Consider the following 25,208-nt stretch of genomic DNA (forward strand, 5'->3'; position numbering starts at 1 on the left):
CAGGGCCTGCGTCGTAGCGACACAGGCGTCGTTGTCAAACGCGACCTGCAGGCATGTCGACGCGTGCAGGCTAGGGCGCGGCGCCACTTGCCGCAAACCACGCGGCGTACGGGGTGTTCTTGACCAGATGCCGGTTGAAATCCTTGGCACCATCGGTCCACCACACCGTGCCGCGCTCACCCAAGGCGACCTTGGCTGCATCGACCGCGCGGCGCGCGGCCAGCAGGCGCTGTGCGTCGTCGTCGCGCTTGGCGGCCTTGACCGCGCGTCGCGCATCCATGAGTGCGCTGACCAACGCGGCACGCACCTCTTCGCTCAGGTGCGGTTGCTGGTGCGCCACAGGCGCGCTCGCACGATGAGGTAACGGCCGTCGGGCGTCGTGAGGGGCGTGGTCGCGGCAGTCATCGCACGCTCAAGGCCAGGCGCAAGGTTGCCGCATCGCGGCGGTGCGCGCGGCGCTCACTCCACGCGTTCGAAGCGAGCGCGGGCAACACCGTCCACCTCGACCTGCGCGACGAACATCGCATACGGGCGCACCCATAACCCGATATCGCTCTCCAGTGGCCGATACAGCACCAGCGGCTCCAGGGTTTCGCTGCTGCGCACCACTCCGAGCACCTCATAGCGGCCGCCTTTGAAATGACGGTAATCGCCCAGTGCGATGGAAGGTAACGGCGGCAGAGTGTCCATGGCGGTAGCAACGCGATCGAAAGGCCCCGGAGTTTAGGACCGCAGGCAAGGTGTGGCGAGCCGTCTTGCGTTGAAGCTGGCCGCCGGCGGTAACGGCTGACGTCCACAGGCATCGCATTGTCGGCCGGCCGGGTCCGCCGTGTCGCTGGCCGCCGGCCTTGAAAGACGCGGACCGGCGGCCAATCCAGCGGCGGCCGTGGCACCTCGTGCCGTCGACAGCATCGGATGCCTGTCCTGGGCCATCAGGTCGCGCAGCAATCGCGTGCCTACCGTAGAACCAAGCTCAGGCGTCTTCTTCGTCCTCGTCGTCATCCAGCTCGTCCTCGATGCTGTCGTCGTCGTCGATTTCGCTGTCCTGCGCAGGCCCGTCCTGCAGCAGGTCTTCGTTCTTGCCCGGTGCCTTGACGCCGTTGGGTGGCGTCGGGCCGTCGATACCCCGGTTGGCGTTCTGGTTGTTGCTCATGGTCAGCTCCCGCGGCAGAAGACCGCCTGCCCACCCTCCTCCCGGCGGTGTGATGCGCACGTGTGCCGCACGCAAAAAAGCGGCAGCCATCGCAGTATCTGAACCATTCGGGCTTGGGGCCGGATGACGCCGCGCCGGTTTGCATCTGCCCATCGCCTCTCCCCGTAGACAGCAAGACGCCTACCGAGGAAACACCCTGCCGAGCTTGATCAGCGATCTGGAAGACCTGCTCGCCTCCTGGAAGGCCGAGGCACGCACCTTCGACGCCTGCGACATGCCGGCCTCCGCACTGGCCTTTCGCGATTGCCATCGTCGCCTGTCCGCGTTGCTGGACGCGCATGCACGCCAATCGGCCCCGCCGACGGCCGCGCTGGCTGGGCGCGAACAACACAGCTCAGTGACCGAGCTGCAGCCGCGCGCCATCGCGCCGATGGGTTCCTAGGGTGTCGATCAGCGTGTCGCTGGCCTGATTCACGCCAGCCACCTCGACCTCGGCGCCGCGCGCGCGCAGTTTGAACACCACCCGATCCAGCGCCGCCACTGCACTGATGTCCCAATGCCGGCGAGCACGTCGCCACGCACGTTGCCGAGCCATTGCTGGCGCAACGGGAAACTTCTGGACATTGAACTCCTCCGTGCGCCGGCAACCACACGGCGCATTACATGCACGTCAAACACCTGGACCTTCGCAGCACCTGCGAGCGCGTGAGGCGTCAGGTCAGGGTGGCGTCATGTGTTCAAGGAGATCGTTCTTGACGAGTGGCGATACTGATGCGCTCAGGCCAGCCCGAACAACCCGAGGGCGCGCTTGTGTATCCGCATCGAACATCAGACAACGATCAACGATGCGCACGCGTGTGCGCAGCCATTGCTGACAGCGGGCGGCTAAGTCGTCGCTGACCGCACGTTCGCCCATCAGTTCGCGCCCGCGTTTTTTCAGCTCTTCGGCGTAGCGCTTGCGTACCAATCCCTCCCACAGCACACTCAGCACCTTGCCGTCGCTGTCGATCACGGCCAACTCATCTGCCTGGGGCGTATCGAAGACCTTCATGATCGCCACGATGTCGGTGTTGGCCAGCAGCGCCGCATCGCGGTGCTTGGCGTAGTCGCGAGCGGTGCGTCCAGCTGCACGTTGTCGGCATGCAGCACGGCCAGCGGCACCACGCCGGCATGGTGTCCGTCTGCATCGTCCCGCACCATGCGTTGCGTGGAACCCAACGGGAACCGCCGGCGAAATTCAGTCACGCTGATGTCGCGCGCGGTGTGGTTGGCATCCTTGGCATCATCTTGCCAGCCGACAGATTGCGCACCCAGCCCACATCGTGCGCACTGCGGATGTGTTCGCCGCGCAGATGCAGCCGCCAGGTGGAGAACGAATAACCCAACACCTGCCGCACGACGGTATTGGCCACCAACACCGCCACCATTACCGCACTGGAGGCACTTCGCCGGGCCGCAAGGTCAACACACGCACGCCAGTACGCGTCACCGCCACGGTATGCTCGAACTGCGCCGACAATTTGCCATCGCGCGTATGCACCGGCCACTGATCCGGTTGCGAGCGGATCGCCGCACGGCCCTGGTTAATCATCGGCTCGATGGTGAACACCATGCCTTCCTGCAATGCCAACCCGGTGCCCGCGTGGCCGTAGTGCAGAATCTGCGGGTCTTCATGCATCTCACGGCCGATGCCGTGCCCACAGTATTCCTTGACCACGCTGTAGCCGTGCGCATGCGCGTGCCGCGCAATGGCATGACCGATATCGCCCAAGCGTGCGCCCGGGCGCACCGCGGCAATCCCTTTCCACATCGCCTGATACGTGGCCTGCACCAGCCGACGCGCTGGGTAAGCGACCTCGCCCACCAGGTACGTAGTACTGGAATCGGCGATATAGCCATTCTTTTCCAGCGTAATGTCCACGTTGACGATCTGCCCGCTCCGCAACACGTCATCGGCCGATGGCACGCCATGGCACACCACATCGTCGATGGATGCGTTGAGTACGAACTCGAAACCGTACTGCCCCTTGCTCGCAGGCCGTGCGTCGAGCTCATCGACAATCATGCGCTCGACAAACTCGTTGAGTTCCAGCGTGCTGCGACCTTCCAGCGGCAAGCGATCCAGCGCATTGAATACCTGCGCTAGGAGCTGACCAGACACCGCCATCAGCGCGATCTCGTCGGGCGACTTGATCACACCCGGCCCGGTTTCAAGGCTTGCGGCCGCACGCCCGCCGCGCGCAACTGTTCGGCCACGATCTGCTGAAACGTCGTATCAGGATGCATTTCGCACAGCATGCCGACCTTGATCCAGAAATTGGCCTGCGCATTGATCGAGCGGCTACTCACCGTGCACGCACGGCGCAGTTGGTCGTGCAGGTCGTCGTCGATATTGACGATGCCCATGGTGGCTCCTATTTGATTCGATATACGTATCGTATATGAAACGTATATTTGCGCGCAATCGCTTCGGCGCGGCGCGCGCCGTCGAGGGCAATGCCTGTACCTTGTCCTCGTAGGTCAGGGCTTGGCTGTTGTAGCTCAACTGCCGGTTGGCATCATCGAAGCCACTTGCACCTGTGCTGGCTGCCGGTAGCGCCTGACTACTGAAACCGCCGGTCTGGCCGACAATCTGGCCAAGCGAGTTGTAGCAATAGCCGATATTGCCAGTAGAAGCTTGGCCTGCCTTTTGCCAAGCCAGTCCGGTCAGCTGGTCGGCATTGTCACAGGTATGACCAACTGCGACCCCGTTGGGTAGCGTCGTCAGACTCAGACGATCGACATCATCGTAGTCAAACAGCACGTTTCCGTGCCCTGGGCGATCCGTCGCGGGAGATCAGCGGTGTCGTAGGTGTATTCGACCCTTGGCTGGCCGCCGCCAACATTCCCTTGCGACGCCCTACAAGGGCGTACACATAAGTGACATTGCCTTGAGGGGTGGACGCAGCAATGACTGCGTCATAATCGTCGTAGTCCCAACTCAACGCACCTGCCGCTGCAGTATCGACCAACTTGCGCAGGCGATTTCCTGCATCGTAGGTTGCGGTGATGGTGTTGCCATCTTGATAGGTCGTTGTCGTTGCACGCCCTAACTCGTCGTAAACGAAGCTGACCACCTTTTTCATGCGATCGATGTGGGTCTTGACCCGATCGGAGAGAGCGTAGATCCATGACTCGACCCAACCTGTCGCATCGGTACGCGTTGGTCGTCACCGAAGGGAGCAGGTTCACTTCCAGCAACTGATCATCATCAAGATGCGCACAACACCCGATTGCCGCATGGATGCTTATGGTGGCCCAACGCCACCACTTTGCACCGTCAGGGCGCAGTAGCAGATACAGGCCGCCGCCGTCGCGAAGCTTCTGCACTGTGGCGACGGGCTTTGCCTTACGAATGGCTGTATCGGTCAAAGGCACTTTGGCGGTAACTGACTTTGGGGGGGGGGGGCGGTAGCTTACCGCCAAATTTACCGTCATCAAACTTGGGATTTAAGCAGACCCCATAGGACGCAATCAGACACAAAAAAGGCCGAAACCCCTTGTTTCATGCGGGTCTTCGGCCTTCTTAGGACGCTACTGGATCTTAAAATGGTGGGCCCACCAGGATTCGAACCTGGAACCAAAGGATTATGAGTCCTCTGCTCTAACCGTTGAGCTATAGGCCCGCGTGTCTGTCGGCGAGATGGCGAGCATGTCGGGCCGTGCAGCGGACGCGAAAGTTTACCTGTCTGTACGTCACCGTGTCTGCCGTGTGCCCTCTGCCGGAAGCGATCCAGCGCTCATAGCCGCGAGATCACGTATCGGCTGTCCACAACGAAAAAGCCCAGCGCCGGCTGGGCTTTGCGCATCAGATTTCAGGGTTAAGTCCCGCCGCCTTACAGACGCCTTCGACGGACCGGTGCGGTGCAACCAAGCAGATTCCAGCACGGTGTGAAGCTTGGTGATGCCGAAGCTGGTTGGTTAGCAGCCCGTCGCAGCGCATGTGTGCGTGGCCGGTGGCGAGCCGTCGGCACAAGCATGGCAATCAACACAACGACGCGGCGGCGGGCACGATGATCGCGATAACGCGCGGGGTGGCGTTGGGAAACGCAATATCTCGAAGCAACCAGCAAACCCTACCAATCCCGAATCCCCAGTCCGCCAATCCCCAATCCTCGCCCTCAGGCATCAGCCGTCTCAAACTGCCCATCGATCAACTGCCGACCTGCACGAAACCCGTGCGCAATGGCCTCCTGGTACGTCGCATAGGCCAGCCCGTTGCAGCCGATACGCGGCTTGCGCTTGCCGCCGAGCGCATACACATCCACCCAGAGCGTCCACTTGGCATCAGGGGAAGCCTGCTCGGCGCGTACGCGGATCTCGTGTTCGCGGTACGTGGTGGTTTCAAAGCGGCTTTGCCTGCTCATAAAGCAATCTCGTCTCCATTCGTCGGCCAACTTAAAAGTCGCTGTCAGAACGCCACGTGAGGTTTGCAGAAACATCTGTTTAATGTTGCATGGCCGTGTAGCTTCGTCGGCGGTGCGTGAAACATCGGGGCTGCACCGCTGACCCGCGCCTGGCATGCGACCGATCGCAGCCCAGGTACCAAGCATAGCCAACTGCCTGAGCCATAACGCAACAGCCCCGCATGAGCGGGGCTGCTGTGTGATCACTGCACGGTCGCGACCGAGGACTCAGTCGATATCCAGGAACGAGCGCAGCTGTTCCGAACGGCTCGGGTGACGCAGCTTGCGCAATGCCTTGGCCTCTATCTGACGAATCCGCTCACGGGTGACGTCGAACTGCTTACCGACCTCTTCCAGCGTGTGATCGGTGTTCATGTCGATACCGAAGCGCATGCGCAGTACCTTCGCCTCGCGCGGGGTGAGGCCGGCCAACACGTCACGCACCGTCTCGGAGAGATTGATGTTGGTGGTGTTGTCGATCGGGGACTCCACATTGGTGTCCTCGATGAAGTCGCCCAGATGCGAATCCTCGTCGTCGCCGATCGGGGTTTCCATCGAGATCGGCTCCTTGGCGATTTTCATCACCTTGCGGATCTTGTCCTCGGGCATGTCCATTTCCTTGGCCAGTTCCTCCGGCGTGGCCTCGCGACCGAACTGCTGGAGCATCTGGCGGGAAATGCGGTTCAACTTGTTGATCGTTTCGATCATGTGCACCGGGATACGGATGGTGCGCGCCTGATCGGCGATCGAACGGGTGATGGCCTGACGGATCCACCACGTGGCATACGTCGAGAACTTGTAACCGCGACGGTATTCGAACTTGTCCACGGCCTTCATCAGGCCGATGTTGCCTTCCTGGATCAGATCCAGGAACTGCAGGCCGCGGTTGGTGTACTTCTTGGCGATGGAGATCACCAGACGCAGGTTGGCTTCGACCATTTCCTTCTTAGCCTTGCGCGCCTTGGCTTCGCCATAGGCCATCGCACGGCTGATTTCCTTGATCTCGCCCAGGGTCAGGTAATTGGCCTTTTCCATCTCGATCGAGCCCTGCTGCTCGGAGATGATCTGATCCTTGACGTCGCGCAGCGCCGAGGACCACTTCTGCTTGCGCTTGAGTGCGTCCTCCACCCATTCCAGGTTGGTCTGGTTGCCTTCCCAGGAGCGGATGAAATCCTTGCGCGGCATGCGGGCCACGGTGGTGGCCAGGTGCAGCACCTTGCGCTCGTGGTCCTTGATGCCATTGACCACGCCACGCAGCTGGGTGACCAGCGCGTCGGTCAGCGGCAGCGGCAGCTTGAGCGTGGTGAAGATGGCGGCCATGTCTTCGCGCGCCTTGACCACCAGCTTGTGCTCGGCGCCGTTCTTGGCATAGACCTTCTTGAACTTGGCGTATTCGTTAGCCAGGTTCTCCATGCGCGTGGCCACTTCCACCGGGTCCGGACCGGTCGGGCCGGCCTCTTCTTCGGCGGCCTCGTCATCGCCGTCTTCGTCGTCGTCTTCGTCGACTGCTTCATCGTCGGACACGGCGACCGGACCGGCCGCGGCGAGCGCAGCAGCGGCCGCATCGGCCTCTTCGATCAGGTCGTTGAAGCCGACCACGATCTCGGCCAGACGCTTCTTGCCCTCCTTGTGCGCTTCGTAGTCGGCCAGCAGCATTTCGGTCGAGAGCGGGAACACGCCCAACGCGGCCTGGACCTGGCTCAGGCCTTCTTCGATGCGCTTGGCGATGGCGATTTCGCCTTCGCGGGTCAGCAGCTCGACCGTGCCCATTTCGCGCATGTACATGCGCACCGGGTCGGTGGTGCGGCCACCTTCGGTGTCGAGCGCGGTCAGCGCGGCGGCAGCTTCTTCGGCTGCGGTGTCGTCAACCTCGCGGTTGCCGGTGTTGCCATCGTTGAGCAACAGGGTTTCGGCATCGGGTGCAACTTCATGGACATCGATGCCCATGCCGTTGATCATGCTGATGATGTCTTCGATCTGCTCCGGGTCGACGAGGTCGTCGGGCAGATGGTCATTGACTTCGGCGTAGGTCAGATAGCCCTGTTCCAGGCCCTTGCTGATCAGTAGCTTGATGTCGGATTGCTGGGCAGGACGTTCGTTGGCCATGAGTGCTCGCGCCACCGGCTTTGAGATTGGAAAGAGAACCTAGCATTATACCAGCGTGAAGCCCGGTCTGCCGGATTCAAGACGGGACCGCTGGTGGACGTGTTGTATCTAGGGTCTGAGAAGGAAGGTCACCGGGCCATCGTTGACCAGGTCGACAACCATATGGGCACCGAAACGCCCGGTTTCCACCCCGCCGCGATGTTTTTCGCGACAGATCGCCGCCAATCGATTGAACGCCGGTTCAGCCTCCAGTGGCGGCGCGGCGGTGCTGAAGCCTGGGCGGTTACCGGAACTGGTGTCCGCAGCCAGGGTGAACTGGCTGACTAGCAGCAGGCCGCCGCCAGTGTCGGCGAGTGAGCGGTTCATCTTGCCAGCGTCGTCGCCGAACACCCGGTAGCTCAGCAGCCGCTCGGCCAGGCGCCGGATCTGCGCATCGCTGTCGCCTGGCTCCACGCCGATCAGCGCCAGCAGCCCGGGACCGATCTGCCCGACGATCTGGTCATCGACCGTGACGCTGGCGCGGGTGACGCGCTGGATCAGTGCAAGCATGGGCATTCTCGGGCAGCAAACTGTGCCGCGCAGCATGCCCAGCGCCGCCGGCACTGTCACGCGCGGGCCTTCGCGGTCTGCGCTGTTTAGAATTGCGCGGATGACACCTGATGTTCGCGCTCGCCTGTTGTACGCAACCGCCGCCACCGTGGGCCGCTTGCCGTGGCCGTTGCTCAAGCGCGTGGCCGACACGCTGGCCTGGAGCTGGCGCAAGCTCAATGCACGCGAATCACGCGTGGCGCGCCGCAATCTGGAGCTGGCGTATCCGGAACTGAGCGCCGAGCAGCGCGCGCGCTTGCATGCGCAGATCCTGCGCTCGACCGCGCGGCAGACGCTGGAAGTGCTGCGCACCTGGACCCGCCCGCCGGCGGAGAACCTGGCACGCCTGCAGCGCAACGGCCAGGAACTCTACGACGCTGCGCTCGCCTCCGGGCGCGGGGTCATCGTGGCGGCGCCGCATTTCGGCAACTGGGAACTGCTCAACCAGTGGCTGTCCGAGCGCGGGCCGATCGCGATTGTCTACCGCCCGCCGGAGTCCGAGGCGGTGGACGGCTTCCTGCAGCTGGCACGCGGCGGCGACAACGTGCGCCAGGTACGCGCCGAAGGCCCGGCGGTGCGGCAGTTGTTCAAGGTGCTCAAGGACGGCGGCGCGGTCGGCATCCTGCCCGACCAGCAGCCCAAGGCCGGCGACGGCGTGTTCGCGCCGTTCTTCGGCATTCCGGCCTTGACCATGACCTTGGTCAACCGGCTGGCCGAGCGGACCGGGGCGATCGTGCTGTACGGCTGGTGCGAGCGCGCCGGCGACGATCTGCAGTTCGCGCTGCACGTGCAACCGGCCGACCCCGCGGTGGCCGATGCGGACCCGGTGCGTGCGGCCAGCGCGCTCAACGCCGGCATCGAGCAGATCGCCCGGCGCGACCCGGCGCAATATCAGTGGACCTACAAGCGCTACACCCTGCGCCCGCCGGGCAGCGGCGAGGCCAATCCGTATGCGACCGAGCGGCATCCGCATTGAATGCAGCGCCACATCTCACTTGATTGCTCAGCGCATCTACCAACACGTAGCGGGCAGTCGTAAGGTGGGTGCGGACGTCGCGCTCAGAACCGCAGTGTAAGAGTGGTACATGCCGATTCCGGGCATCGGCCGCGCCCGCCTGGCGAGTGCGTAGCTTTGGTAACCGCTCAGTCGTCGTGCGGATCGGCAGGTGTGTCCAGGATGCGTTGATAGAACGCCAGGTCCAGCCAGCGCCCGAACTTGAACCCGGCCTCGCGCACGGTGCCGGCATGGGTGAAACCGAACTGTTCGTGCAAGGCGATGCTGGCCTGGTTGCTGGCATCGATGCCGCCCACCAGCACGTGCACGCCACGCGCTTGCGCCGCTGCGATCAGGGCCTGCAGCAGCAGGCGCCCCAGCCCTTTGCCACGATGGTCGCGATGCACGTAGATCGAATGCTCGACGCTGTACTTGAAGGCGGGCCAGGCGCGAAACGTGCCGTAGCTGGCAAAGCCCATCAGGGTGCCGTCGTCGTGCTCCACGCCGATCACCGGAAAGCCGCCCGTCTGCTTGGTGGCGAACCAGCCGACCATGCTTTCCGGTGGCCGGGGACGGTAGTCGTACAGCGCAGTGGAATTGGCGATGGCTTCGTTGAAGATGTCCAGAATGGCGCTGGCATGGCGCGCTTGGCTGCAATCGACAATGTGCATGGGGCCCAACGAACATGGAGGTCGCCCGATTAGAAAGCATTGCCGGACCCTGAACAACGCGGGCAGCGGGGCAACCAAGCGGCGCGGGCCTGCCCACTCAATCGGCAGCGGCTGGATGCAGCGTTCTACCCGGTTGTGGCGACTGCCTGTCGCCAGGCGCGCGACAATGGGCAGAGACGATCACGCAATGACCGCGGCGGCGTCCGCCTTGAAGCGGCCGTGGCAATCCCCATCTGGAGTCGTGCATGAGCAGCCCCCTCCCCTCCCCCAGCACACAGGCCTTCGGCGATCCGGCGGCGATTCGCTGTGAGCGCGCCGCTTCCGAACTGCGTGCCGGGCGCCCGGTCTTGCTGACGGCGGCGAATGGGCAGGCGCGTGCGGTGCTGGCGCTGGATAGCAGCACGGCACAGTCGTATGCGGCGTTCGCCCGTGCCGCACGGGGCCGCCACTATCTCTTTGTGACGCCCACTCGCGCCCAGGTGCTGGGGCTGAGCGCGCCGCAGGGTGCGCGCGTGGGCTTGATCGATCACAGCTACGACCAGCTCGCCGCGTTGGCCTACCTGCGCGACACCCCGGTGCCTGCGCAGTGGACGGCCGGCGATGCGCTGGATGCCGGCGGCGTGGAGATCGCGCGGCTTGGCCTGCTGCTGCCGGCGTTGCTGGCGGTGGAGCTGCGCGATGTGCACGACCATGCCGCGTTCGCCGGCTGCCAGTCGCTGGCGCTGGACGATTTGCTGCGCGGCTGTGCCACCTCCGCGGCTGCCGGCTACGAGCTGGTGACCCGCACCCCGGTGCCGCTGCGCGGCCTGGGCATGAGTGAGTTCGTGGTGTTTCGCGGCGGTGTGGCGCAGCGCGATCAGGTGGCGATCGTGGTCGGCCAGCCGGACCTGGGCACTGCCGTCCCGGTGCGCGTGCATTCGTCGTGCCTCACCGGCGACCTGTTCGGCTCGCTCAAATGCGATTGCGGCGACCAGCTGCGGCACGGCCTGGCCAAGTTGAAGGAGCTCGGTGGCGGCGTCCTGCTGTATCTGGACCAGGAAGGTCGCGGCACCGGCATCGCCGCCAAGATGCGCGCCTACGGCTATCAGCATGCGGGCCTGGACACCATCGACGCCGATGCGCAATTGGGCTTTGGTCCGGACGAGCGCCGCTACGGCAGTGCGGTGGCGATGTTGCGCGGGCTGGGCATCGGCCGGATCCGGTTGTTGACCAACAACCCGGCCAAGGCCGAGCGCCTGCGCGCGGCCGGCATCGTGGTCGAAGACCGCATCGCGATCACCGGCGACATCACCGCCGAAAACGAGCAGTACCTGCGCACCAAGGCCGCACGCGCCGGCCACGCGCTGGATGTGGATGCGTTGATCCTGGCCGCGCAATAACGCGCCCGGCGCCGGGTGCGCCTGCACTGGGCAGCCGGCTATGCTTGCGCATCGCTTCTGCAGGCCCGCCTCGTGCACGACGCTCCACCGCCGCACCCCGACGTCTTGGTCCAGCCCGCTCCGGCAGAAGCCCCAGCCGTGACGCACAGCCAGTGGCAGTCGCTGCCGCGTCGCGGTGCGTATGTGGCGGCGATCAATGGCACGCTCGGCGGCGGATGTGCGGGCCTGATCACAGCCAGTGTCACGGTTGTCTGGCTGCACGCCTGGCGTTACTGGCCGGCGGTGCTGGGCGTGACCGCGGTCATCGCCCTGCTGGGCGCCTGGTTGGCGGTCAAACGGCACCGGCTGACGCAATGGCAACTCGATCAGCATGGCCTGGCGCTACAGCGCGGTCATCTGTGGCAAAGCGATACGCGCGTTCCGATTTCGCGCGTGCAGCATGTGGACCTGCGCCGCGGGCCGATCGAACGCGCGACCGGCCTGACCACGCTGGTGGTACACACCGCCGGCAGCCGGCTCAACGCGGTGGCGCTGTCGGGGCTGGATCAGGACGATGCCGAGCGCCTGCGCGACCGCCTGGCCCGCCAGCTCGATCACGACGACGACGCGCTATGAGTGCCGTTGCACATCCCGGCAACGACGAGCAGCGCCTGCATCCATTGTCGTGGGTGTTCGTGTTGCTGCAGCAGATCCGTCAGTTCCTGATTCCGCTGGCCGCACTGATCCTGTTCGGCAGCCGCGACGGCAATCGCGATGTTGCCGACCAGATCGCCACCGGCGTGGTGATTGCGGTGCTGGTGGCGATTTCGGTGCTGCGCTACTTCACCTACCGCTACCGCATCGGCAGCGATAGCGTGGCCATTCGCAGTGGCCTGCTGGAACGCAGCCGGCGCGATATTCCGTTTGCGCGCATCCATAACGTGGTGGTGCATCAATCGCTGCTGCACCGTCTGGCCGGCGTGGCCGAGGTGCGGCTGGAATCGGCCGGTGGGCACAAGCCGGAAGCGGAAATGCGTGTGCTGCGGCTGGATCAGGCGCTGGCGCTGGAAGATCTGATACGGCGCCGTGCAAGCGACGCAGGCATGCCGGCGCCGCAAGTCGAAGAAGACAGCGGCAGCTTGCTGCGCCTGCCGATGGCTGAGGTCATCCGGCTGGGCCTGATCTCCAATCGCGGCATGGTGGTGGTGGCGGCCGGCTTTGGCGTGATCTACCAGATGATTCCGCGCCGCACGGTGTCCAACTTCGTCGAGCATAACGGCGAGCTGGCCTATCGCTACGTCAGCCAGATCCATCCCGGCGTCGCGGTCATGGCAACGCTGGTGACCCTCGCCACGCTTGCCCTGTTGATGGCCATGCGCGCGCTGTCGGTCGCCCTGGCGGTGACCCAATACCACGGCTTCCATCTGAGCGAATCCGAGCGCCGCCTCACCGTGGAGCGCGGGCTGCTGACGCGGATCCGCAGCAGCGTGGCGTTGCGGCGGATCCAGTCGTGGACGTTGTACGAGGGCCTGCTGCATCGCCTGTTCGGTCGTCGCCAGTTGCGGGTGGACACCGCAGTGGCCGGCACTGGCGACACCCACGGCGGCGCATTGAAAGAACTCGCGCCCATTGCCGACCCGCAACAATGCGACGCCTTGCTGCAACGCCTGCTGCCCGGCATCGCCTGGCCGCCGACGCAGTGGCAGACGATCGCCACGCATTGCTGGTGGCGATTGAGTCTGCCCGCCGCGCTGATGCTGCTGCCGCTGACGGCGGGCCTGGCGTGGCAGTTCGGCAGCAAGGCCTTGTGGTTGCTGGTATGGCTGCCGTGGAGCGCGTTCAAGGCGCAGCGCCAGGTGCAGCGCATGGCCTACGCGGTGGATGCGCGTTACGTTGCCGTACGCGGCGGCTGGTGGAAGCGCTGGTGGCGGCTGGCCGAGCTGGACAAGCTGCAGGCGCTGCAACTGCAACGCTCGCCGCTGGATCGGCTCTCCGGCACCGCCACGCTATGGCTGGATACGGCCGGCGCCAGCGCCACCGGCCCGGCATTGCGGCTGCGGTTTGTGCCGTTTGCGCAGGCGCAGGCGCTGCAGGCGCAACTCGGTGCCGCGTTGGCACGGCGCAAACTGCGCTGGTGATCACCGCCGGCGATCAGTCATGGTGCTGATCCGTCTTTGGTGATCTGCGGTTGTGCTGGTCGAGTGGGCCACTCGGTTTCGTGATCCGATCATTGACGGCGATCAGCTTGGGCGGTACCTTGCAATGCTCACCGACGTGGTCACGGCTGATGCAGCTCGGCGCGGCACCAGACGTCGCGAGCCGTCGGACCGCGCGGGGCACTGCAATCCACGCGTGGTACATGCCGAATCCGAGCACCGACCACGACCGCCTGACGGCTGCGCAGTCGTGGCATGAGCTGCGCTTAGCGCTGCGCCGGCCCCCAGTAGCCCAACTCGCGACGGATCTGCAACCCGCGCCACACCGCACCCAGCGGTTTGCGGCGCAGTCCGCCGAGCTTGCCGGCGATGACGTCTTCGGTGGCGGCAATCACCCGCTCGGAAGAATGCCCGTCGCTATACGGGTGAATCGCATCGGCGTAACTGGCAAGCGCGCTACGCAATGCCGCATCCGGCGCCAGCGCGCGCGCCAGCTGCTGCGGCAATTGCTCTGCCTGCTGGAAGTCGAGCATGTGCGGCTGCGGCACACGGTTGCGAAAGGTCACCACCGGTTTGTGCTGCACCACGAACTCGGACACGATCGATGAGGTATCGGAAACCAGCACGTCGGCCGCACGTTGCGCGGCCATGACCTCTTCGGGCTCGATGAAGCGAGCGTTGGCGCCTGCCAGTGCGCGATAGCGGTCGAACAATTCCTGCGCGCACTTCGGGTGCAAGGTCAGCAGCCAGTAATGCGCGCCGCGCGCGATGTCGGCGGCGATCTCGTCGTAGAGTGCGGGCGCTGCGCTCAGCCGCTCGGTGAAGGTGGAACCGAACAGGATCACCGGGCGGCCGGCGGCCGGCGCACGCAAGGCCGCGCTACGGCCGCCATCGTCGCGAAAGACCGGGTCGAGCTTGGGCCAGCCTGTTTCCACCACGGCAAAATGGCCCTCGCGCTGCGCCAGCGCGCGAAACGGCGCCGTGGTGGCGGGGCCTTGCGTGCAGTACAGATCGAACAGGCCACGCACCCGGAAATGGCCGCGATTGTCCTCGCGCTTTTGCACATTGAAACCGTGAAACAGCTGCACTTTCGCGCCGGACACAAACGGTGGCACCCAATTGGCGGCACTGAAAACCGCACGCGGACGCAGCGCCAACGCCTCGTGCAGGCCGACCTCGCGCACGCCCGGCAGCGCCAGCCCGCGCGCGCCACCTTCGAACCAGGCCGACACCGCGTGCCCGCAGGCCTGTAACGCCTGCGCCAATGGCGCCAGAATAGGCAACGCGTAACGCTCCGTTGCGAACAGCAGGTAATCGGCCATCACATGTCCTCTTCGACCGCACCCGACGAACGGCCTCGCATTAGCGCCTGCATTATCGCGTTCAACGAGGCCGATCGCCTACGCGACTGTCTGACCTCGCTGGCGTTCTGCGATGAGATCGTGGTGGTGGACTCCGGCTCGACCGATGCCACTGCCGCCATCGCCAGCGCACACGGCGCGCGCGTGCTGCAGCGCGCCTTCGATGGCTATCGCAGCCAGAAGGCGTTCTGCGTGGCACAGGCCAGCCACGACTGGGTGTTGTGCCTGGACGCCGACGAACGCGTCAGCGATACCCTGCGCGCCTCGATCATCGCTGCGCGCGATGCCGGGTTCGCCACGACGGCCGGCTACCGCTTCGCACGCCTGTCCGATTACTTCGGCCGCTTCCTGCGCCACGGCAACGCGTATCCGGACCGGGTACTGCGCTTGTTCGATCGTCGCCGTGGTGGCTGGCGTGGCAAGCGCGAAATCCACGAAGCGGCCAGCGTGGATGGCCCCGTGGAGACCTTGCCGGGCGATCTGATCCATTACCCGTACCGCTCGCTGATGCAGCAGCTGGCCAAGACCCAGCGCTACGCGCAGATGATGGCCGAACACGAACACGCACGCGGCAAACGCGCCACCTGGAGCAAGCTGGTGCTGGCACCGGCCTGGCGCTTCTGGCGCGGCTATCTGTTGCGCGGCGGCTTTCGCGATGGCTGGCATGGGCTGATCTACGCGTATGTGCGCGCCAACTACGTGCGCCAGAAGACCATCATGTTGTGGCTGCTGCAGCACAATCAGCCGGTGCAGGATCTGCCGCCCGTGCCGGAACGGCGCAGCGAGTAGGCGCAGTTGAAAAGCCTGGCGAGCAGTCATCAAGCCGCTGCGAATAGTGCGCAGACGTCGACATATCCAGGTGAGAGATGCCGATTCCAGCAACAAGTGCGCCGGTTCGGCATCTGCGCAGTTGTCTTAGCAGTCGCTCAAAACGCGCGCATGCCTGCGCATGCACCATATGCGGCTGATTGATCACCTGCCGCTAGCGAGCGCTTGTCGCAGCGAGCTCGGTCTGCTGCGCCTGCCGCGCCGACAGACCCACCAGCACGCCGAGCGTGGCCGTGTAGAAGCTTGCCGCCACCTGATGCGCGAACATCGACTGGGTCAGCCCGCACAAGGCATAACTGATCACGATCATCACCCCCGCTGCGGCCGGGCCGCGGAACTGTTTCTGTCCACTGCACCGATGCAGGCGCACGAATAGCCACAGCGGCACGCCGTAGACGGCAAGCAGCAGCAACAGCCCGGGCACACCCTGGGTTGCGCCCCATTCGGCCAGATCGTTGTGTGCATGTCCCAGATGACAGCGAACCAATGCCGGATCGGCGGCACAGGCCGGCAGGTCCTGCATCGCATCGTCGAAACGGCCAACGCCTACACCGGTCAGCGGATGCGCCGTCACGGTATCCCAGGCCACGTGCAAGCGTTCGATGCGGGCACCGGCCGACGAATCGCTATCGCCAACTTCGTAACGTTGCAGGTCGCTCTGCAATTCGCCCAGGCGCATCTGATCGGTCAGCCCCGGCACACTGAGCACCACACCCATCGCCAGCACCGCGCTGCCGATGAAGGTGAGCAAGCGCATGCGCGTGCTGTGCCACGGCGCGCCCCAGATCAGCACGCCCAGCGTCGCCAGCAATGCCAACCAGACCCCGCGGCTGCCACTGAGCACGATCACCGCCACCGTGGCGACCGCAGCGCCCACTAGCCAACGCACATTGCCGGGCGGGCGACAGAACACCACCACCACCAGCAACATCAGCGCAATGTCGGCAAACACAATCGCGTTGGTGAAGCCTTCCGCGCGGTCGGCGCCGTTCATCACCTGCAACAATGCAATCAACATCGCCGCGAACACGCCGGCTAGCGCGCCACGCCACAGCCAGAGCTGGCGCGGCTGCAATGCATAGGCCCATAGCGCCGCCCACGGCAGCACCAGGAAGCGCGAACGATTGCCCACATCGCGCAGCCCATGTTCGAACAAGGCGATCGACAGCAGCGACATCGCAATCACCCCCACGGTCAGCCAGCCCACCACGCGCAACGACCATTCGCGCGCAGCAATGCCGTCGCGCAGGCTGCGCCAGCCGATCAGCGAACCAAGCAACAGGCACAGGCCGAACGGCAGCAGCCCGCTCGGCATGCTGACCACCAGCGCGGTCAACACGAACACGCCCAACTCGGCAATGCGCACGCCTGCCCGCGATGTGGTCTGAGCAGACGGCGAAAGCGATGCGGGCTGGGTACGCAAGGAATTCATCTAGAGATCGGCGGTGAAAGGGAGGTAACGCAGCGGCCGGGCGGCGGCAACGCCGGCCAAGCTAACGATGCGCCGCATGAATCCCTGCTAGACGGCCGCCATCTGGCGCATTGACGCCGTACAAAGGGCGCCCGGCACGTGCGCATGCCTGTGGGTTGCGCTGGCTCATTCGGTATCCAGGTTGCCCTGTTCTTTTGCTTCCACCGCGCGCTCGCTGGAGCTGGCCACGCAGTCGCCATGCACCGCATCGCCCGGCACCAGCCACCAGCGTCGGCGATTGGCCACGCCCACCAGCTGGCTGCGACTGCGATCCACGCAGGCCAGCAACGCGGTTTCCTGCGCCATCAGCCAGCGCTGGCGGGGTTGCTGTGCCTGCCAGGCCACGCCGCGCTGCAATTGGGTTTCCCACGGCACCTTGAAGCCGAAGGTCTGCGCCGGGCGGTCGGCCATCAGCAGGTTCTGCTCCTTCCATGCCACGAGCCCGAGTTGCGCATCCGGGCCGATGCGGCGCCCGGCCTCGCGCATCACCGCGCCGGCCGAACTGGAATCGTTGAAGATCGGGTAGCAGACCAGCCCGAAGGCCACCCACCATGCACCAAGCAGCGAGACCACCGCGAATGCGGAGCGGCGCACCCGCGTCAGCAGCAGGCTGGCAACGCCCCAGGTACCGACCGCCAGCAGCAGCCAGCCCAATGGGTCGGTGGCTTCGCTGCCGACCCCGCGGCTGTCCATGATCTTCTGCTCGAAGCCCGGATGGCCGATCAGCATCGCCGTGCCACCGGCGCTGAACACCAGCGCCAGCAGCACCCCGAACCCGAACAGCAGCCGCTGCGCGCCAGCACGGCGCAGCAGGCCTGGCACCAGCGGCGCCAGTGCCAGGCAGAACATCGGCAGGGCCGGCAGGATGTAGACATCGCGCTTGCCGCTGGGAATGGTGAAGAACACCAGCACCAGCAGCCACCAGGCCAGCGGCAGCAGATAGCGCGGGTCGCGCCGCTTGAGCCGGCGCCGCCACGCCGGGATCGCCCACGGCAGCAGCAGGATGGTCGGCAGCCACATCGTGGCCATGCTTTGCAGGTGGTACCAGACCGGCTGCGCGTGATCCCAGGAGCTGGCGTAGCGCTTGGCGGTCTGGCGCAGCAGGATGTCGTTGAGATACACGCGGTATTCGGGCTGGCCGGCGGTCAGCGCCGTCACCATCATCGGCACGAACCACAACAGGATCGCCACGAAGAAGAACAGCGGCCCCAACCAGAAGCGCCGGTCGCGCACATGCACGCGCACACCCGCCCAACCACGCGCCGCGGCAATCCCGGCCGGGATCAGCATCAGCAGCGCGATGATGCCCACACCCTTGGTGATCACGCCCAAGCCGGCGGAAAACCAGCCCAGCGTCCACCAGCGCCAGGCCGGGCCCATCAGCAGATGGCGCAGCAATCCGTAATTGGCCAAGGTGATCCAGAACACCACCAGCGGGTCGATCTGCGCCTTCTTGGCCTGGAAGGTGAAGTGCAGCGTAAACAGCAGCATCCAGGCCGCATAGAGACCGACGCGCCGGGTCCACATGCGCCGGCCCAGATCGTAGACGCAGGCCAATGTGCCCAACGCGGCCAGCAACGACGGCAGCAGGAACGCCACCCGCCAATTGCCCAGCAACGTGTAGGACAGCGCCTGCAGCCACATCAGCATCGGTGGCTTGTCCGAATACAGCTCGTTGCCGCGATGCGGGAACAACCAGTCGCCGCTCAACACCATCTGCTTGGCCACCAGCGCAAAGCGCGGCTCGTCCGCCGGCCACGGGTCACGCAAACCCAGGCCGGCACCGATCACCAGCACGGCGGTCATGGCCAGCAACCAGACATCGGTGGAAGCGCGATTCTTGAACATGTCGGGCGGCAGTCGGTCGCAGAGGGTGGAGCGCTGGACTTCGCGCGCGATCAGGAGGCTTTTAGCAAAAGCGCGTAGAAAAATCCGTCGCAGTGCTGCTCGCCTGGAAACCGCTGACGTCCGGCGCCGGCGGCATGCCCGAACTGCGCACCCAAGGTCTGCGCGCGTGCGTCGGGAGTGCGCTGCAGGAATGCCTCGACCTGCGCCTGGTTCTCGCGCGCCAACAGCGAGCAGGTGGTGTACAGCAATTGTCCGCCTGGGCGCAGCGTGCGCCAGGTCGCATCCAGTAGCCGCGCCTGCAGCGCACACAGCGCCTCGATATCGTCGGCGCGCCGGTGCAGCAGCACATCCGGTTGACGACGCACCACGCCGGTGGCCGAACATGGCGCGTCCAGCAGTACCGCATCGAACGGCCGGCCGTCCCACCATGCGTCCGTATCGGCGGCGTCGGCCGCCTGCAACGCAACTAGCGCATTGGGGACCGTGCGCTGCAAGGTCTGCTGCACGCGCTCCAGGCGGCGCGCATCCACATCCAGCGCCACGAGCTGCAATCCGGGATGGCGCTCCAGCAGATGCGCCGCCTTGCCACCGGGCGCGGCGCAGGCATCGAGCACGCGTGCCGACGGCGCCAGGGTCAACGCATCGGCCACCTGCTGCGCGGAGCCGTCCTGCACCGAAACATCGCCTTCGGCGAAGCCCGGCAACTGGCTCACCGGCACGGCGTTGTGCAGGCGCACCGCATCCGGCAATACAGCATCGGTGTGCGCGACGATATCCAGTTCGGCCAGTCGTGCGACATATGTCGCAGGGTCGGTGCGCGAACGCTGCACGCGCAGCCACATCGGCGCCATCTGCGCACTTGCGGTGAAAATGGCTTCGGCACGATCGCCCCAGTCCGCGCGCAACTGCTTGCGCAGCCAAGACGGCCAACCGGCATCGTCGGCCACCGCGGGAAATCCTTCGCGCTGGGCACGCCGCAGAATCGCGTTGACCATGCCGGCCTGACGGGGCCGGCCCAGTGCGCGACACGCATCCACGGTGGCCGACAACGCGGCGTGCGCGGGCAGTTGCAGCACCTCGAGTTGCGCGAAACCGACCATCAGCAGCGCCTTGAGTTCGGCATCGCGGGGCGGCAACGCGCGTTCCAGCCATTGCCGCAACGCGACCTCATACGCCGGGCGCCGGCGAATGACCGCAAAGCAGATCGCCTCCACCAGCGCGCGATCACGCGGATCGCCGATGCCGGGCAAGGTCGCGGCAAGTTCGGCCTTCAACGACCGGCCTTGATCGAACACCGCCGTCAGTACGCGTGCGGCAGCCAGGCGCGAGGCGACGCCGGCGGTTGCGGTGTCGGCCGACATCAGCGCAGCGCCGGCAGGTCGCGTCGCGCGTTGAGGTAATCGGCGGCGGTAATCGCCTTGCCGCCCTCGCGCTGGAGCACGCGCACCCGCAGCGCACCCTCACCGCAGGCGATATCGATGCCCTGCTTGCTGGCCGCCAGCAGGGTGCCCGGCGGCTGTTGATGGGCCAGTTCAAGCGCCACCGCGCCATGCAGGCGCACGCGCTCGCCCGCCAGGATCGCCTCGGCCACCGGCCACGGGTTGAACGCCCGCACGCGTCGCGCCAGTTCCTGCGCCGGCTGTGCCCAATCCAGCCGCGCCTGCGCCTTGTCCAGCTTGTGCGCATAGGTCACCCCGTCGGCCGGCTGCGGCTGGGCCACCGGACGGATGCCGGCGCGCAACAGGCCCAGGCCATCGGACAGCACCTGCGCGCCCAGCGCGGCCAGCCGGTCGTGCAACTGTCCGCCGGTGTCCTGCTCGCCAATTTCGATGCGCTGCGACAGCAGCACCGGGCCGGTGTCCAACCCGGCTTCCATCTGCATCAGACACACCCCGGTCTCGGTGTCGCCGGCCTCGATCGCACGCTGGATCGGCGCGGCGCCACGCCAGCGCGGCAGCAACGAGGCATGCACGTTCCAGCAGCCGTGCGTCGGCGCGGCCAGCACTGCCTTTGGCAAGATCAACCCGTACGCCACCACCACCATCAGGTCCGCATCGAGCGCGCGCAACGTCGCCAATGCTTCGGGCGAACGCAGCGTCTGCGGCTGGAAGACCGGAATGCCGCGCGCGATCGCCTCCAGCTTGACCGGCGAGGGCGTCAACCCGCGACCACGTCCGGCGGGGCGATCGGGCTGCGTGTACACCGCCACCACCTCATGCCGCTGCGCGGCGGCGCGTAGCGACGGGACGGCAAAATCCGGCGTACCGGCGAAGATGATTCTCATAGGGCTGGGATTCGGGATTCGGGAGTGGGGAGTCGCAACGGCAGGTGTGCTGGCCGGGGCGAGAATGGCGTGGAGCTGAGAGGTGGAAACGGGATCTGCGCTGGAAGATTCGGCAACCCGGTGCCAGCACCTGCGTGGCCCATCCTCGATCGAGCGCGTCGAGAGACAGGCCTGGCAACCGAGAATTGAATGCCCGCTGCAGGCAGCGGCTCATCCATCACGACGTCCGCATCCGAAGTTTCACGGCCATCCGCCCGCAGACGTGGCGCCATGGCAATGCACCGCCATCGCCATGAGTTCGCACCGAGATGAGCGCTCAACGATTTGAAACCAGCGGACTCAAAGGCCAGCAAAAACCCGCATCTGCCAATCCCGAATCCCCAATCCCCAATCCCGGCCCTCAAGCCACATGCTTGCGCTGTTTGGCCAGCTTCTTGCGCACCATTTCGCGCTTGAGCGGCGAGAGATAATCCACGAACAGCTTGCCGTCCAGGTGGTCCATCTCGTGCTGGATGCACACGGCCAGCAGCCCGTCGGCATGCAGTTCCTGCGGCTGGCCCTGGCGGTCGAGATAGCGCACGGTGATCGCATCGGCGCGGCTGACATCGGCATAGATGCCGGGCACCGACAGGCAGCCTTCCTGATACAGCTGCTCGCCCTGTTTGCTCACGATCTCCGGGTTGACGAACACCTGCGGCAGGTTTTTCTCGTCGCTGATGTCGATCACCATGAATCGCTTGTGCACGTCCACCTGACTGGCAGCCAGGCCAATGCCGGGCGCCTCGTACATGGTGTGGAACATATCGTCCAGCAGCGTCTGGAACGCCTGGCTGGTGACCTCGGCAGCATCGACCGGCACGGCCTTGGTGCGCAGCCGCGGATCGGGAAACTCAAGAATTGGGAGCAAAGCCATGGGGTTACCCGTCTGGAAACACCGGCGCGGCGCCGGCAAGACGGTGTCATTCTAGCGCAATGCTTGCGTGGCGCCCCGGTTTCTAGACTATAGTGCGCAGACCTGTTGGGGAATCAGGCAAGAAGGCACCTATGTTGAACCGACTTCGTACGGTCGTCGCTGCGGCGATGCTGACCGTCGCGACCTACGCTGCCGCGCAAGCGGTGGGCGAGCATCCAGACACCTATGTGGTCCGCAAGGGCGATACCTTGTGGGACATCGCTGGGCGTTTCCTGCAAAAACCATGGCTGTGGCCGGAAATCTGGCAAGCCAATCCGCAGATTCAGAATCCGCACCTGATCTATCCGGGTGACGTGATCAGCCTGGCCTATCTGGACCGGGTCGGCAAAGGCACGGTCCAGCCCGGCCCGCGCCAGGAAGCGCCGATCAACGCCATTCCGCTGGCCGACGTCGAGCCGTTCCTGAAGAACCTGCGCGTGGTCGATGACTTCGACCAGTTGCCGTACGTCGTGGGTCTGGAAGGCGGTCGCACGCGTGCCACCACCGGCCAGGTCGCCTACGTGGTCGGGCTGGACAACGCTCAGCCGGGTCAGCGCTTTGCGGTGGTTCGCCCGACCGTGAAGTTCAGCCTGCCCAAGCACAACGAAGATCTGGACATGGCCGGCAACATCACCGCCGGCTCCGGCAACATCTGGAAGAACTTCATCGCGCCGAGCACGCGCCGCGAGTTCCTCGGCTACGAGATGGCGCAGGTCAATGTCGGCACCATCACCCGCAGCGCGGCAGGCGGCAACTCCAAGGCGGCGACCCTGCTGTTGCAGGACAGCGGCCGCGAAGTGCGCGCCGGCGATCGCATCGTTGCGGTCGAAGCGCAGCCGTACGATTTGCAGTTCATCCCGCATCCGCCGTCGGAACAGGCGCTGCAGACCGAGCTGCGCGTGCTGGCCATCTCCGACGCCTTCACCGTTGGCGGCACGCGCGATGTGATCGCCATCTCCGGCGGCGCTCGCGAAGGCATCAACAACGGCACGGTGTTCTCGATCTGGCGCAAGGGCCGCACGGTCAGCGACCGCGTCAAGCACTCGCGCTTCTCGCGGACCGACGACGATTTCAGCGGCCCGTCCGGCTCCACCGTCGGCCTGCCCGACGAGTACGCCTCGCATGCCATGGTATTCCGCACCTTCGACAAGGTCAGCTATGCGCTGGTGATGGAAAGCGTCAAGCCGACCGGCCTGGGCTATTTCGTCAAGCATCCTGACGCGCAATAAGCGAAAGATCCGATGCATCAACGCGACGGCGCCCGAGGGCGCCGTCGTCGTTCGTGGCCTAGCCTGGGTGTATGGCCCAAACCGCTCCCGACCTACGCGCACTACTGATCCTGCTGCTGGCTGGCGGCCGCAGCCCACCGCGACGAAAATTGTTGACTTCGTACGGGTCAGCGTCCGAGATGCTGGCCGCCGGGCCTGGGGCGTGGCGTGCCGCTGGTTGCGATGAGGTGCAAGCCGCGCTGCTGCAGAGCCCCGATCCACATGCGCTGGAGGCCGCGCTGCGCTGGTGCGAACAGCCCGGCCATCACCTGATCGGCTGGCGCGATCCGGATTACCCGGCGCTGCTGCGGCATATCGCCAACCCGCCGATGGCCTTGTTCGTGGACGGCGACCCCGATGCCCTCTGGCACCCGGGCGTGGCGGTGGTCGGCAGCCGCGCGGCCACTGCCGGCGGCCGCGACCACACCCGCGCATTCGCCTCGAGCCTGGCCTGCGCCGGGTTAAGCATCGTCAGCGGCATGGCCGCCGGCGTGGATGCGATCGCACACGAGGGCGCACTGGCCCAGCACGACGGCATCACGGTGGCGGTGGTCGGCACAGGTGTCGATGTCGCCTATCCCGAGCGGCACCAAGGCTTGCGCGATCGCATCGCCGAACGCGGCGCGGTGGTCAGCGAATATCTGCCGGGCACTGCCCCGGTCGCGGCGCACTTTCCGGCCCGCAACCGGATCATTGCCGGGCTGGCGCTGGGGACGCTGGTGGTCGAAGCGGCGATGCGTTCGGGTGCACTGATTACCGCCCGGCTGGCGGCCGAAGCAGGCCGCGAGGTGTTCGCCCTACCCGGCTCGCTGCACAATCCGCTCGCGCGCGGCTGCCATCACCTCATCCGGCAGGGCGCCACGCTGGCGCAGGAGCCCGCACAGGTCATCGAGGGACTGGGCCAGCTGTCTGGCGAATTGGCCACCGCCTTGCGCGAGCGCCTGGCCGCCCCCACTGAGTTGCCCGGGAAGGCTACGACCAGCGCTGGCCCCGGTCCTGCCCGCTCTGATCCCGACTACCAGCGCTTGTGGCAAGCGCTGGACCACGACCCAACCCCTATGGATTCATTGGTGCAGCGCACCGGATTGACGGCCGCCGCGCTGTCCTCCATGCTGCTCATCATGGAACTGGAGGGAGACGTGGTCACCGAGCACGGTCGCTATACCCGCAATCCTTAGTTTCTTCACCTCCACAGCGTCGCGCGACGCAGGCCGAGGGCAATGAAAGAGAGCATTCTCGATGTACTGCTGTACCTGTTTGAACATTACTTTAGCGAAGACGCGGACCTGGTCCGTGACCATGACTCGCTTCAAAATGGCCTGATCCAGGCCGGTTTCAGTCCCGCAGAAATCAGCAAAGCCTTCGATTGGCTGGACGCGCTTTCCGAGCAGCGACCCAGCGTCGCGCGCCCGCATGTCGATGGACCGGTGCGTATCTATCACGGGCCGGAGCTGGACAAGCTCGATGTCGACTGCCGCGGATTTCTGCTGTTCCTGGAGCAACACCGCATCCTCGACGCCGACCAGCGCGAGTTGGTGCTGGACCGCGCCATGGCGCTGGATCAGGACGAACTGGATCTGGACGACCTCAAGTGGGTGGTATTGATGGTGTTGTTCAACCAGCCCGGGGCGGAAGCGGCCTACGCCTGGATGGAAACCCAGATGTTCCTGGACGAGCCTGAACCCGTACACTGAGCGTTGAAGCCGCCACGGATGTGCGTGCAGG

At 65.4% G+C, this 25,208-nt stretch carries 24 protein-coding genes, 1 tRNA gene, 1 other RNA gene and 4 pseudogenes; 9 read left to right on the forward strand and 21 right to left on the reverse strand.

Annotation, left to right across the window (positions count from 1 at the left end; all coding sequences use genetic code 11):
* Positions 1-70: 70 nt before the first annotated feature.
* From AMD14_RS19475 to AMD14_RS19485, 3 genes and pseudogenes are all read right to left on the reverse strand, one after another.
* Positions 71-405 (reverse strand): annotated as a pseudogene (locus tag AMD14_RS19475) (hypothetical protein).
* A 54-nt stretch (positions 406-459) separates the two neighbouring features.
* Positions 460-690: a DUF1653 domain-containing protein gene (locus tag AMD14_RS19480; RefSeq protein WP_003489302.1), complete on the reverse strand. Its 231-nt coding sequence runs from the start codon at positions 688-690 to the stop codon at positions 460-462.
* Between the two features lie 283 nt (positions 691-973).
* Complete coding sequence (locus AMD14_RS19485) at positions 974-1,153, reverse strand: hypothetical protein (protein WP_003489303.1); 180 nt, start codon at positions 1,151-1,153, stop codon at positions 974-976.
* Between the two features lie 196 nt (positions 1,154-1,349).
* Between AMD14_RS19485 and AMD14_RS19490 the strand changes: the two genes are divergently transcribed.
* The gene (locus AMD14_RS19490; protein ID WP_005911339.1) at positions 1,350-1,595 is read left to right on the forward strand and encodes a hypothetical protein; all 246 of its coding nucleotides are present in this window, start codon (positions 1,350-1,352) and stop codon (positions 1,593-1,595) included.
* On the opposite strand, the pseudogene AMD14_RS24110 reads toward AMD14_RS19490, so the two are convergent.
* The 10 genes and pseudogenes from AMD14_RS24110 to dtd form a co-directional block, all read right to left on the reverse strand.
* Positions 1,548-1,709, reverse strand: a pseudogene (locus AMD14_RS24110) (anti-anti-sigma factor); the annotation flags it as partial. The gene AMD14_RS19490 and the pseudogene AMD14_RS24110 sit on opposite strands and share 48 nt — an antisense overlap.
* A gap of 333 nt (positions 1,710-2,042) precedes the next feature.
* A pseudogene (locus AMD14_RS25395) lies at positions 2,043-2,592 on the reverse strand (chloride channel protein); the annotation flags it as partial.
* Complete coding sequence (map, locus tag AMD14_RS19505) at positions 2,580-3,350, reverse strand: type I methionyl aminopeptidase (protein WP_011052519.1); 771 nt, start codon at positions 3,348-3,350, stop codon at positions 2,580-2,582. The gene map and the pseudogene AMD14_RS25395, both read right to left, overlap by 13 nt.
* Positions 3,347-3,559, reverse strand: a complete 213-nt coding sequence (locus AMD14_RS19510) for a ParD-like family protein (RefSeq protein WP_005911347.1) — start codon at positions 3,557-3,559, stop codon at positions 3,347-3,349. The genes map and AMD14_RS19510 overlap by 4 nt, the downstream gene beginning before the upstream one ends.
* 386 nt (positions 3,560-3,945) lie before the next feature.
* A complete protein-coding gene (locus AMD14_RS25595; RefSeq protein WP_075153489.1) occupies positions 3,946-4,278 on the reverse strand; it encodes an RHS repeat domain-containing protein in 333 nt (110 codons plus the stop codon).
* Positions 4,279-4,450: 172 nt separating this feature from the next.
* A pseudogene (locus AMD14_RS25405) lies at positions 4,451-4,570 on the reverse strand (Arm DNA-binding domain-containing protein); the annotation flags it as partial.
* Positions 4,571-4,742: 172 nt separating this feature from the next.
* A tRNA-Ile gene (locus tag AMD14_RS19515) sits at positions 4,743-4,818 on the reverse strand.
* 495 nt (positions 4,819-5,313) lie between these two features.
* A complete protein-coding gene (locus AMD14_RS19520; protein ID WP_011052523.1) occupies positions 5,314-5,634 on the reverse strand; it encodes a hypothetical protein in 321 nt (106 codons plus the stop codon).
* 192 nt (positions 5,635-5,826) lie between these two features.
* On the reverse strand, positions 5,827-7,704 hold the full coding sequence (rpoD, locus tag AMD14_RS19525; RefSeq protein ID WP_005921936.1) for an RNA polymerase sigma factor RpoD: 1,878 nt from the start codon (positions 7,702-7,704) through the stop codon (positions 5,827-5,829).
* A 108-nt stretch (positions 7,705-7,812) separates the two neighbouring features.
* Positions 7,813-8,253, reverse strand: a complete 441-nt coding sequence (dtd, locus tag AMD14_RS19530) for a D-aminoacyl-tRNA deacylase (RefSeq protein ID WP_005927386.1) — start codon at positions 8,251-8,253, stop codon at positions 7,813-7,815.
* Between dtd and AMD14_RS19535 the strand changes: the two genes are divergently transcribed.
* A complete protein-coding gene (locus AMD14_RS19535; protein ID WP_170913560.1) occupies positions 8,252-9,268 on the forward strand; it encodes a lauroyl acyltransferase in 1,017 nt (338 codons plus the stop codon). The two genes, dtd and AMD14_RS19535, sit on opposite strands and share 2 nt — an antisense overlap.
* A gap of 34 nt (positions 9,269-9,302) precedes the next feature.
* Here the strand turns inward: AMD14_RS19535 and AMD14_RS24125 are convergent.
* Together AMD14_RS24125 and AMD14_RS19540 are read right to left on the reverse strand one after the other, a co-directional pair.
* A non-coding RNA gene (locus AMD14_RS24125) (sX9 sRNA) lies at positions 9,303-9,379 on the reverse strand.
* A gap of 56 nt (positions 9,380-9,435) precedes the next feature.
* Positions 9,436-9,957 (reverse strand): GNAT family N-acetyltransferase, encoded by a 522-nt coding sequence (locus AMD14_RS19540; RefSeq protein WP_003484403.1) that lies wholly within the window; start codon positions 9,955-9,957, stop codon positions 9,436-9,438.
* A gap of 245 nt (positions 9,958-10,202) precedes the next feature.
* On the opposite strand from AMD14_RS19540, the gene ribA reads away from it, so the two are divergent.
* The 3 genes from ribA (at position 10,203) to AMD14_RS19560 (ending at position 13,453) form a co-directional block, all read left to right on the forward strand.
* Entirely contained in the window at positions 10,203-11,336 is a 1,134-nt protein-coding gene (gene ribA / locus AMD14_RS19550; protein WP_011052524.1) for a GTP cyclohydrolase II RibA, read from the forward strand.
* A 138-nt stretch (positions 11,337-11,474) separates the two neighbouring features.
* Entirely contained in the window at positions 11,475-11,951 is a 477-nt protein-coding gene (locus AMD14_RS19555; protein WP_011052525.1) for a PH domain-containing protein, read from the forward strand.
* The gene (locus AMD14_RS19560; RefSeq protein ID WP_011052526.1) at positions 11,948-13,453 is read left to right on the forward strand and encodes a PH domain-containing protein; all 1,506 of its coding nucleotides are present in this window, start codon (positions 11,948-11,950) and stop codon (positions 13,451-13,453) included. The genes AMD14_RS19555 and AMD14_RS19560 overlap by 4 nt, the downstream gene beginning before the upstream one ends.
* Positions 13,454-13,737: 284 nt before the next feature.
* On the opposite strand, the gene AMD14_RS19565 is transcribed toward AMD14_RS19560, so the two are convergent.
* On the reverse strand, positions 13,738-14,796 hold the full coding sequence (locus AMD14_RS19565) for a CDP-glycerol glycerophosphotransferase family protein (RefSeq protein WP_011052527.1): 1,059 nt from the start codon (positions 14,794-14,796) through the stop codon (positions 13,738-13,740).
* Here AMD14_RS19565 and AMD14_RS19570 point away from each other — a divergent pair, their 5' ends adjacent.
* On the forward strand, positions 14,797-15,621 hold the full coding sequence (locus AMD14_RS19570; RefSeq protein WP_011052528.1) for a glycosyltransferase family 2 protein: 825 nt from the start codon (positions 14,797-14,799) through the stop codon (positions 15,619-15,621).
* A 193-nt stretch (positions 15,622-15,814) separates the two neighbouring features.
* On the opposite strand, the gene AMD14_RS19575 is transcribed toward AMD14_RS19570, so the two are convergent.
* The 5 genes from AMD14_RS19575 to def all read right to left on the reverse strand — a co-directional run bounded on the left by AMD14_RS19575 (position 15,815) and on the right by def (position 22,176).
* Positions 15,815-17,092 carry an O-antigen ligase family protein gene (locus tag AMD14_RS19575; RefSeq protein ID WP_011052529.1) on the reverse strand — a complete coding sequence of 426 codons (1,278 nt, stop codon included), beginning with the start codon at positions 17,090-17,092 and terminating at the stop codon, positions 15,815-15,817.
* A 165-nt stretch (positions 17,093-17,257) separates the two neighbouring features.
* The gene (locus AMD14_RS19580; RefSeq protein ID WP_011052530.1) at positions 17,258-18,979 is read right to left on the reverse strand and encodes an ArnT family glycosyltransferase; all 1,722 of its coding nucleotides are present in this window, start codon (positions 18,977-18,979) and stop codon (positions 17,258-17,260) included.
* A 50-nt stretch (positions 18,980-19,029) separates the two neighbouring features.
* Positions 19,030-20,340 (reverse strand): 16S rRNA (cytosine(967)-C(5))-methyltransferase RsmB, encoded by a 1,311-nt coding sequence (gene rsmB / locus AMD14_RS19585; RefSeq protein ID WP_011052531.1) that lies wholly within the window; start codon positions 20,338-20,340, stop codon positions 19,030-19,032.
* The gene (gene fmt / locus AMD14_RS19590) at positions 20,340-21,263 is read right to left on the reverse strand and encodes a methionyl-tRNA formyltransferase (protein ID WP_005921922.1); all 924 of its coding nucleotides are present in this window, start codon (positions 21,261-21,263) and stop codon (positions 20,340-20,342) included. Before fmt ends, rsmB begins: the two co-directional genes overlap by 1 nt.
* Before the next feature lie 400 nt (positions 21,264-21,663).
* Positions 21,664-22,176 carry a peptide deformylase gene (gene def, locus AMD14_RS19595; protein WP_003484446.1) on the reverse strand — a complete coding sequence of 171 codons (513 nt, stop codon included), beginning with the start codon at positions 22,174-22,176 and terminating at the stop codon, positions 21,664-21,666.
* Between the two features lie 131 nt (positions 22,177-22,307).
* Here def and AMD14_RS19600 point away from each other — a divergent pair, with 131 nt between their 5' ends.
* The 3 genes from AMD14_RS19600 to AMD14_RS19610 all read left to right on the forward strand — a co-directional run bounded on the left by AMD14_RS19600 (position 22,308) and on the right by AMD14_RS19610 (position 25,177).
* The gene (locus tag AMD14_RS19600; RefSeq protein ID WP_003484447.1) at positions 22,308-23,444 is read left to right on the forward strand and encodes a LysM peptidoglycan-binding domain-containing protein; all 1,137 of its coding nucleotides are present in this window, start codon (positions 22,308-22,310) and stop codon (positions 23,442-23,444) included.
* Between the two features lie 71 nt (positions 23,445-23,515).
* On the forward strand, positions 23,516-24,661 hold the full coding sequence (gene dprA / locus AMD14_RS19605; protein WP_011052532.1) for a DNA-processing protein DprA: 1,146 nt from the start codon (positions 23,516-23,518) through the stop codon (positions 24,659-24,661).
* Between the two features lie 42 nt (positions 24,662-24,703).
* Positions 24,704-25,177 (forward strand): DUF494 family protein, encoded by a 474-nt coding sequence (locus AMD14_RS19610; protein ID WP_011052533.1) that lies wholly within the window; start codon positions 24,704-24,706, stop codon positions 25,175-25,177.
* The last annotated feature ends 31 nt before the right edge of the window (positions 25,178-25,208 follow it).

This window comes from Xanthomonas citri pv. citri (assembly GCF_000961215.1).
In the GTDB taxonomy this organism is placed as follows: Bacteria; Pseudomonadota; Gammaproteobacteria; order Xanthomonadales; family Xanthomonadaceae; genus Xanthomonas; species Xanthomonas cissicola.